Below are 296 nucleotides of genomic sequence, written 5' to 3'. Positions count from 1 at the left end.
AAATTAACCTTACAACAACTAAACACACTGTCAGATTATGTAAAACAGTCAGCAAGTTCTTCAGAAGGAGGCAGACTAATGGGGGAAGATATTGCTCAGTATATTTATGACCAGTTCAACATAAGGTATCACACCGATCATATTTACAAACTGCTCAAGAAGCGTGGATTTAGTGTTACCAGCAATGCAAAAATGATCCACTTCAACAATTGAAATCTGATCCAGTTAACTTAACACTGGTGCTTTTGGATAAGCACCATGATTTCAAAAGAAGAGTTCATGAAAATAAAAGTCTT

General features: G+C 35.5%; 1 protein-coding gene. It reads left to right on the top strand.

All coding sequences use genetic code 11. The annotated features are described in order from the left end of the window. The coding region (locus tag H5200_RS23815; RefSeq protein WP_220497059.1) for a winged helix-turn-helix domain-containing protein at positions 1-213 on the top strand (213 nt) is incomplete at its 5' end. Positions 214-296 lie beyond the last annotated feature (83 nt).

The organism is Pseudoalteromonas sp. SG43-7 (assembly GCF_014164295.1).
Classification (GTDB): Bacteria; Pseudomonadota; Gammaproteobacteria; order Enterobacterales; family Alteromonadaceae; genus Pseudoalteromonas; species Pseudoalteromonas rhizosphaerae.
This window is presented reverse-complemented; position numbering and strand designations above follow the sequence as displayed.